We start from the raw sequence: 8,900 nt of genomic DNA, 5'->3' as shown, positions 1-8,900 counted from the left end.
TAGAACTGTTCACTTTTGCGTGCGCTACGAGTATTCGAGACCTCTGGCGGAATGCGGAACTGGCGGAATGCGTGTTCATCTTGATGTTGATTTCGCAGCCTCGTACCCTGCCACTGGTCCACACGCCAAACCAGGCTCCGCGCCAGAGAACGTGATTCAGGTAATCAGCGGACGCGCCGACAATTGCAAACCGAGCGCATGCAGAACCTTCAGTACCGTCCCAAATTCCGGATTGCGTTCGCCGGATAGTGCCTTGTAGAGACTCTCGCGCCCGAGTCCAGTTTCGCGCGCCAGTTCGGTCATGCCTTTGGCTCTTGCTATGTCACCGATGGCTTTGGCGATGAATGCAGGATCACCTTCGCTTTCGGCAATACATGCATCCAGATACAGCGCCATTTCTTCCGAAGTACGCAGGTGTTCTGCCACGTCATACGATCGCGTCTTTGTTTTTGCTTTCGTCTTGTTCATGTTCAAAGTCCCTGCGCAAGCTTTGTTGCGGTTTTGATGTCCTTCGTCTGCGTGGTCTTGTCGCCACCGCAGAGGAGAATAACCACGACCTTGCCGCGCTGCGTGTAATACACCCGATACCCGGGGCCAACATCGATCTTCATTTCGCAGATACCGCCTTTAAGCACGCGATGCTGACCAGGATTGCCCCCTGCCAGCCGCTCGACACGTGCCTGAATGCGCGCACGTCCAGCCAAGTCGGCGAGTGCGTTCAACCATTCGATGAAGTTGGTTGTGGCTGCAATCTTCACTGATAGTGTATCCGAATGGATACACCTGAGCAACCAAGCAGCTCGATAGTACGGCGAACGAAAATCCCGCTGGAAAGCGGCTTGACATTCAATTTGGCGGAGAGAGTGGAATATGTTCGGCTCGTCCCTGAGCCTCACCCTCCGCGCTGCGCGCTCCGGGCCAGCCCTTCGGCTGTCCAAATTCATTCCAGATGAATTTGTCGAACCCTTGTCGGTTCGTCCACGCACTCCCATCCAACAAATACGAAAAAAGCCCCATACGGGGCTCATTTCATATTTGGCGGAGAGAGTGGGATTCGAACCCACGGTGGGCGTAAACCCACGGCAGTTTTCAAGACTGCTGCCTTAAACCACTCGGCCATCTCTCCGTATTGTTCCGCTCGTCACGGCTTGCTCTGCAAGCCACCACGGCAGTTTGACTCCGGGCGTCCCACCCTGCGCCCTTCGGGCCATCGCCTGCGGCGATGTTGGCTCCGGCTTCCTGCCTGCGCACTCAAGACTGCTGCCTTAAACCACTCGGCCATCTCTCCGTATTGTTCCGCTCGTCACGGCTTGCTCTGCAAGCCACCACGGCAGTTTGACTCCGGGCGTCCCGCCCAACAACTGCGGGGGGCGGAGTTTAGCCTAGTCGGGAGAATTGCCCAAGATGACCTTCTCACGAGGGGAGAAGGAAATGAACGCAGCGTCCAGGTGCCATCGACACTTTGTTGACTGCGAATCAGCTCAATCGGGTGATGCCGCCCATGTAAGGCCGCAGCACTTCCGGAACGTCGATCGAGCCGTCGGCATTCTGGTAGTTCTCCATCACCGCAATCAGGGCACGGCCGACTGCGGTGCCGGAACCGTTGAGGGTGTGCACGAGCTCAGGCTTGTTCGATTCCGGATTTCGCCAGCGCGCCATCATGCGGCGAGCCTGGAAGTCGGTGCAGTTCGAACACGAGGATATTTCACGAAACGTATTCTGGCTCGGCAGCCAGACTTCGAGATCGAAAGTCTTGGTCGCGGTAAAACCCATGTCGCCGGTACACAACAGCATGCGCCGGTACGGCAGGCCGAGTTTTTCCAGAACCACTTCAGCGCTGCGTGTCATCCGCTCATGTTCTGCTGCGCTCTCGGCGGGCTTGCAGATACTGACCAGCTCGACCTTCTCGAACTGATGCTGGCGGATCATGCCGCGCACATCGCGGCCACCTGAACCCGCTTCGGAGCGGAAGCACAATGAGTGCGCAGTCATGCGTAGCGGCAAATCATCTGCATCGACAATCGTATTGCGGACGATATTGGTCAACGGCACTTCGGCGGTCGGGATCAGATAGCGTCGGGCTTCATTGACCTCGATCGCGAACAGATCCTCCTCGAATTTTGGCAGTTGTCCGGTGCCCTGCATCGATTCTGAATTGACGATGAGTGGAACATTCGTCTCAAGATAGCCGTGCTCGCCGGTATGCAGATCGAGCATGAACTGGGCCAGCGCGCGATGCAGGCGAGCAAGTCCGCCGCGCAGCACGGTGAACCGCGATCCGGACAATTTCGCCGCGACTTCGCCATCGAGCCAGCCTTTGTGCGCGCCGAGTTCGACGTGGTCCTTGACCGGAAAGTCAAAGCTGCGCGGCGTGCCCCAGCGATGCTTCTCGACATTGCCGGCTTCATCCTTGCCTTCCGGCGCGGACTCGTCAGGCAGGTTCGGAATCCCCAGCGTGATCGTCGCCAGTTGTTGCTGGATCTCGCCAAGCCGTGTCTCATTGGTCTTGAGTTGATCTGCAATGGCGGCGACTTCGGCCATTAGTGCGGCGCTGTCCTCACCCTTGCTCTTGGCGATGCCGATCGCCTTTGAGCGAGTATTGCGCAAGTTTTGCAATTCCTGGGTTTCGACCTGAACCGCTTTGCGCTGTGCTTCCAATGATTCGATGACCGCCGAATCAAGGATATAGCCACGCGTGGCGAGGCGCTGGGCGACAACATCAAGCTGCCCGCGCAGAAGGGCTGGATCAAGCATGAGAGGGAATCCGCAAATCTGACGAAGGGCGCGGATTATCGCCGCGCCACCCGTTTGCCGCAAACCAGACCAACTGCGGGGCCCGTCGGACGGGCGCTAGCCCTGCTCATCCATGCATTCGGCGAGACAGCGTGGTTTGATTGGAAGTGCTTAGAATCGCCGGGGTTGCGTACGTCCCAGCCACCACGCGATGAGGATGCCGCCGAGCAGCCAGCCTACGGCTTGTTCGACAAATCCGGCGATCAGGAATTCATTGGGAAACCGATACCAGTTCCACATCGGCGCGATCGATACTGCCCAGGCGAAAACACCCATCGCGGTTGCCCCGATTACTCTTGCCGTGAATCCCCATGCCGTCGCCGCCAGCAACCAGGCCACGATCAGACTGCCAAGGAATACCGAGCCAAACTGCTTGATCAATTGCGGCGTCATCTGCATTGGGTCGCCATACGGTGGACTGACCACCATATAGACGAATGGCTCGGCTTTTGCCTTCTCGGAGAACACGGCCATGACCGCATCGTCGCCCCATTGCTCGGCGCTCACGTAGGGCAACACATAGATTCCTGGCGCCTGTGCGCCAATTTTGACCGCTTCAAGGACCGCATTTTCGTTGCTCGGAGCGCGCAGCCCCATCTCGCCGAGAGGTAACACGGTGTGGGCAACAAAGCCCCAGATGAACAGGATCACGGAACTGAATATGGCAGCTATCAGGATACGCATCGGCACTCCTCCCCAGGATTGTCAACGCGACGCTACGCCTGTTCCGGCATGATCGCAATTCGAATCATGGATTCGGGTCAGCTCGGATCAGGGCTGACTGCGCTCAGTCAATTCGGCCAGCATGACTGCGATCGCATCGAGTTCGGCCGAGGATCTTCCGGCCCCGCGAGGGCGCCTGTAGTTGTTGAGCATGATCGCAAAGGCGAGGCGCTCGTCTGCAGCCGTCAAGGCGTAGCCAGCCAGTGCATAGGTGTTGGCCATGCTGCCGGTCTTGGCGTGGATGCGTCCCTTGGCGGCACTGTTGCGCATGCGCCAGGTCAGGGAGCCATCAACTCCCGCCTCGGGCAAACCCAGTCGAAGCGCCTTTGCGCCGGGGCTGTCACCAAGGTGGACAAGAAGACTGCTCAAAGCCGCCGGCGAAGTCAGGTCGCGCCGCGACAAACCCGGACCATCTTCGATCAGGACACCATCGAGTGGCACATCAATTCGGGTCAGATACCGACGCAAGGCGCGAATGCCGCGCGATTCGCTGGATCGAAACTTCGGCGATTCGTCGCCTGCCGCTTTCTCATCGGCGGCGTCCTTTGCTCCGACCATCAAGAGAAAATTCTGCAGATAAAGGTTTTGCGAAACCTTGAGCCCACGATTGACGATTTCGGCGAGTGGTGCTGACCATACATCCGCGATGCGCTGGACCTTGTCTCCGACAAGCGCATCATTGCGCTCTGGCCAATAGACGCTGCGCGACGGCCCCTTGACGGTGACGCCCTGACGCAACAGCGCCGCGCGCAATTGTTCGGCAGCAATCAAGGCTGGATCATGCACGGCCTGGCGGTAGTACTGGATCTCCGAATTGCTCGCGATCGTGCCGAAAGCATGCAGGATCGGGGATCCCGGTGCGCGATAAAGATTGATGTCGGTGGGAGCCGGCGCGCGCAGGGTTCGCAACTGGTTGTCGAGATCCGCGGCTGATCCGGGTGGATCGAAGACAATGCGTGCCAACGCTCCGATCTGCGGAGCAGGTCGAACCTGGATACGCACGATATTCTCGTCAACGCTTAGCGCCGAAACCGGCGCGCCAAACCAGCTTTGCAAATCGGCGGCTTCCCAACCGCTGCCATACAGCGGCGCAGCAAACCAGGTGGCATCGCCGATCAGCGAGCCCCGCACGGATTTGACGCCGGATTTGCGCACGGCGGTTGCCAGGGTGTCCGCCCAGGACACACGCTTGTCGAGACCGAGCGTCGGATCACCGTAACCGACCAGGACCAGATCACCGCGCAATTCACCATCCCTGCCCGGCTTCTCGCTGCCGAACACGCTGGTCGGAATCCGGTAATCGGGGCCAAACGTATCGAGTACGAGTGCGGCGGTGTACAACTTGGCCGTGGATGCAGGCACGAACAACTTGTCGGCGTCGTGCGCGTAAATCACCTTGCCGGTATCGAGTGAAACAACCTGGACGCCCCAGAAAGCATTGGAAAACGCTGGCTCGGCAAGATGCGCGTCGATGCGTTTGGCCAGTGTTGCCAGGCTGGAATCAGTGGTGGAGGACGTGTCGCCTGCATCCTTTGCATCTACGTGAGGTGCAATCAGACAGACAAACAGAAGGCTGGCGAAAAAACGCAAGCACGAAACCATCATGATCCACCCTCACCATTGCGTGCCTGACGACGTGCCGCTCTCAGCGCGGCGAGCTTTTCGCCAATCTTCAGTTCAAGCCCGCGTTCGACCGGCGCATAGAACTCACGATCTCTCAGCGCATCGGGCAGACACTGCTGATCCAGGGCGACACCGCCCTCGGCATCATGATCGTATTGATAGCCCTTGCCGTAGCCAAGGCCTTTCATCAGTTTGGTCGGTGCATTGCGCAAGTGCATGGGCACTTCCAGCGTACCGTTGGCGCGCACCTCGGCGCGTGTCGCATTGAAAGCCGCATAGACCGCGTTGCTTTTCGCCGCGATGGCCAGATAGATCACCAGTTCGGCAAAGGCGAGCTCGCCTTCGGGCGAGCCAAGTCGATCATAGGTATTCCAGGCCTCAAGCGAGAGGGTCAACGCACGCGGATCGGCGAGGCCAATGTCCTCGATCGCCATGCGCGTCAGCCGCCGAGCGATATAAGCCGGATCGACGCCGCCATCGAGCATGCGCGTCAGCCAATACAAGGCGGCATCGGGATCAGACGAACGTACCGACTTATGCAGGGCGGAAATCTGGTCGTAAAACTGCTCACCGCCCTTGTCGAAACGGCGCGTGCGATCGGCCAGCACCTGGGTCAGCGTGGTTTCGTCGATGCGACCGTCGTCGGCCAGCTCGGCGGCGATTTCGAGCAAGGTCAGCGCGCGTCGCACATCACCATCGGCGGCCTGGGCGATCAGGCGCAGCGACTCGTCTTCGATCTTCAAGTACTGGTCGCCGAGACCGCGCTCGCTGTCCGCCAGGGCACGATTCAAGGCCGCGACGATCTGCTCGATGTTCAAGGATTCGAGCACATGTACGCGGCAGCGCGAAAGCAAAGCCGAGTTCAACTCAAATGAGGGATTCTCGGTGGTCGCGCCGACCATGATGATGATGCCGCGCTCGATATGCGGCAGAAACGCATCCTGCTGGGTCTTGTTGAAGCGATGCACCTCGTCAACAAACAGCACGGTGCGTCGCCCCTGGCCGAAGTTCACTTCGGCCTCGGCCAGCGCGGCGCGCACATCGGGCAAGCCGGAGAGCACCGCCGAAATCGCCTTGAAATCGGCATCGGCATAGCGCGCGAGCAGCAAGGCCAGCGTGGTCTTGCCGCAACCCGGTGGACCCCACAGGATCATCGAATGCAGCTTGCCGCTCTCGATCGCGCGGCGCAGCGGCTTGCCGGCATCAAGCAGGCGCGATTGGCCAACGATTTCTTCGAGCGTGCGCGGACGCATGCGCTCGGCCAACGGCTTGAGGCCTTCGGGTTCAGTGAACAAATTGGTGCTTGGAGAAATTTTCTTGCGTGCCATGCCGCCATGATACGGAAGGAATTCGCAACATGTTTTCAGAAACCTCAGATTTTCGTCTTGCGCAAGCGCAACGCATTGCTGATCACCGAAACCGAGGACAAGCTCATCGCTGCCGCAGCAATGATCGGGCTGAGCAGCAGACCGAAGAACGGATACAGGACTCCGGCGGCGATCGGCACGCCGAGGGTGTTGTAGCCGAAGGCGAAGCCGAGGTTCTGGTGGATGTTGCGCACCGCGGCGGCCGACAATCGGCGCGCGCGCAGGATGCCGGCAAGTTCGCCCTTGACCAGGGTGACCTGGGCGCTCTCCATCGCGATGTCGGTGCCATCGCCCATGGCGATACCGACATCCGACGCAGCCAGCGCCGGTGCGTCGTTGATGCCGTCGCCGGCCAAAGCCACACGTGCGCCGGCTTTCTGCAATTTGCGGATCATGTTGGCCTTGTCTTCGGGTGACTGGCCAGCGTGCACTTCATCAAGCGGCAGGCTGCGCGCCACGGCTTTCGCGGTCGCCTCGTTGTCGCCGGTCAACATGATCAACTTGAGACCTTCGTGCTTGAGCCTTTCCAGCACGTCGGCAGCATCGGCCTTGAGCGGATCCTGTACGGCGATAAGGCCGATGACCTGATCCCCGACCGCGACGAACATCACCGTCTTGGCATCTTCGCGCAGCGTGTCTGCCTTGGCGGCGAGATCGTCGCCCAGCGTGCATGCTTCGACCATCTTGCGATTGCCGAGACGGATCGATTGGCCATCGACCTTGCCGCGCACGCCGCGCCCGGTCTTCGAGGCGAAATCCTCGGCGTTCTGATAGCTGACCCCGCGCTCCTTCGCCCCTGACAGCACCGCATGGGCGAGCGGATGTTCGCTGGCCGATTCAAGCGCGGCGGCCAGTGCTAGCACGTCGGATTCTTCCTTGCCCGGTGCGGCAACGACGTCGGTCAGGCGCGGACGGCCTTCGGTGATCGTGCCGGTCTTGTCGAGAACCAGAGTGTCGACCCGGCTCAGCATTTCGATGGCGGCCGCTTCGCGGAAAAGCACGCCGGATTCGGCACCGCGACCGCTGGCGACCATGATCGAGATCGGCGTGGCCAGCCCGAGTGCACAAGGACAGGCGATGATCAGCACGGCGACCGCATTGACCACGGCATAGGCCAGACGCGGCTCCGGACCGATCAGCCACCACACCACAAAGGTCAGCAGCGAGATCACGACCACGGCCGGAACGAAATACAGCGAGACGCGATCGGCCAGACGCTGCAACGGTGCCTTCGAACGCTGCGCCTTGGCGACCAGTTCGATGATCTGCGCGAGCACGGTTTCATCGCCAACCTTGTCGGCGCGCATGACGAAGCTGCCGGTGCCGTTGATGGTGCCGCCGGTGACCTTGTCGCCCTCGCCCTTCTCGACCGCCACCGGTTCGCCGCTGAGCATCGATTCATCGACATTGCTGCGGCCTTCGAGCACGCTGCCGTCAACCGGGATTTTCGCGCCCGGTCGCACGCGCAGGCGATCGCCGACTTCGACTTCCTCCAGTGGAACTTCGCTTTCCTTGTCATTGGCATCGAGTCGATACACGGTCTTCGGGGCGAGATCGAGCAGGCGACGCAGGGCCTGGGAAGTCTTGCCGCGAGCGCGCAGCTCCAGCCATTCACCGAGCAATACGAGGGCGACAATCACGCCGGCGGCTTCGAAGTAGAACGGCACATCACCGTTGGAGTCATGCATCGACGGCGGAAACAGATCCGGCGCGAACATGGCGACCAGGCTGAATGCGTAGGCGACGATCACACCGAGTCCGATCAGGGTGTACATGTTCGGCGAGCCGGAAATCGCGCCGCTCCAGCCGCGTGCGTAATAGGCCCTGCCGAGCCAGAGCACGATCGGCGTGGCGAGCAGGAACTCTGCCCAGCGCAAGATCGTCGAGACCGGCGGGTCGAAATGCAGGCCGAACAGGTGCGGCACCATGGCGACCAGCAACAGCGGCAATCCCAGCACCGAGGCGATCAGGAAGCGACGGTGGACCGAACGCAATTCGCTGTCATCCTCGTCGGCGCCGGGGCGTTCCGGTTCCAGTGCCATGCCGCACTTCGGGCAGGAGCCGGGTCCGACCTGGCGCACTTCCGGATGCATCGGGCACAGGTAGATCGCGTTCTTGTCCTGTTTCTCCGGCTTGGCCTTGCGCGCCGGATCGAGATAGAGAGGCGGGTCGTCGATGAATTTTGTGCGGCAGCCGGCCGAGCAGAAATGGAAGGTCTGACCGTCATGCTCGGCAGATAGCTTGGAGGTTGCCGGATCGACGAGCATGCCGCAGACCGGATCCTTGACCTGTCCGGACGCTGCAGGCGCGGCCTTTGCCGCGTGATTGCCGGTGGCTGCCGAAGAACCGTGATCGTGCGTGGTCATGTCTACTCCAGACGGGAAGTGTTTGCCG

General features: G+C 60.5%; 7 protein-coding genes and 1 tRNA gene. All 8 read right to left on the bottom strand.

Annotation, left to right across the window (positions count from 1 at the left end; all coding sequences use genetic code 11):
- Positions 1–156: 156 nt before the first annotated feature.
- Positions 157–468, bottom strand: coding sequence for an addiction module antidote protein (locus tag VFN25_RS08490; protein ID WP_325140810.1), 312 nt, complete (start codon positions 466–468; stop codon positions 157–159).
- A gap of 2 nt (positions 469–470) precedes the next feature.
- Entirely contained in the window at positions 471–758 is a 288-nt protein-coding gene (locus VFN25_RS08485) for a type II toxin-antitoxin system RelE/ParE family toxin (RefSeq protein WP_325140808.1), read from the bottom strand.
- Positions 759–1,036: 278 nt separating this feature from the next.
- A tRNA-Ser gene (locus VFN25_RS08480) sits at positions 1,037–1,126 on the bottom strand.
- Positions 1,127–1,476: 350 nt separating this feature from the next.
- Complete coding sequence (gene serS / locus VFN25_RS08475) at positions 1,477–2,754, bottom strand: serine--tRNA ligase (RefSeq protein WP_325140806.1); 1,278 nt, start codon at positions 2,752–2,754, stop codon at positions 1,477–1,479.
- A gap of 150 nt (positions 2,755–2,904) precedes the next feature.
- Positions 2,905–3,477, bottom strand: coding sequence for a hypothetical protein (locus VFN25_RS08470; RefSeq protein ID WP_325140803.1), 573 nt, complete (start codon positions 3,475–3,477; stop codon positions 2,905–2,907).
- An 87-nt stretch (positions 3,478–3,564) separates the two neighbouring features.
- Positions 3,565–5,106, bottom strand: coding sequence for a D-alanyl-D-alanine carboxypeptidase/D-alanyl-D-alanine endopeptidase (gene dacB / locus VFN25_RS08465; RefSeq protein ID WP_325140801.1), 1,542 nt, complete (start codon positions 5,104–5,106; stop codon positions 3,565–3,567).
- 11 nt (positions 5,107–5,117) lie between these two features.
- Complete coding sequence (locus tag VFN25_RS08460; protein ID WP_325140799.1) at positions 5,118–6,467, bottom strand: replication-associated recombination protein A; 1,350 nt, start codon at positions 6,465–6,467, stop codon at positions 5,118–5,120.
- A gap of 44 nt (positions 6,468–6,511) precedes the next feature.
- The gene (locus VFN25_RS08455; protein WP_325140797.1) at positions 6,512–8,872 is read right to left on the bottom strand and encodes a heavy metal translocating P-type ATPase; all 2,361 of its coding nucleotides are present in this window, start codon (positions 8,870–8,872) and stop codon (positions 6,512–6,514) included.
- Positions 8,873–8,900: the final 28 nt, after the last annotated feature.

Origin of the sequence: Dokdonella sp., assembly GCF_035703485.1 — a bacterium.
In the GTDB taxonomy this organism is placed as follows: domain Bacteria; phylum Pseudomonadota; class Gammaproteobacteria; order Xanthomonadales; family Rhodanobacteraceae; genus Dokdonella.
Note: the sequence above shows the minus strand (reverse complement) of the source record. Positions and strands in the feature narration are given on the sequence as shown.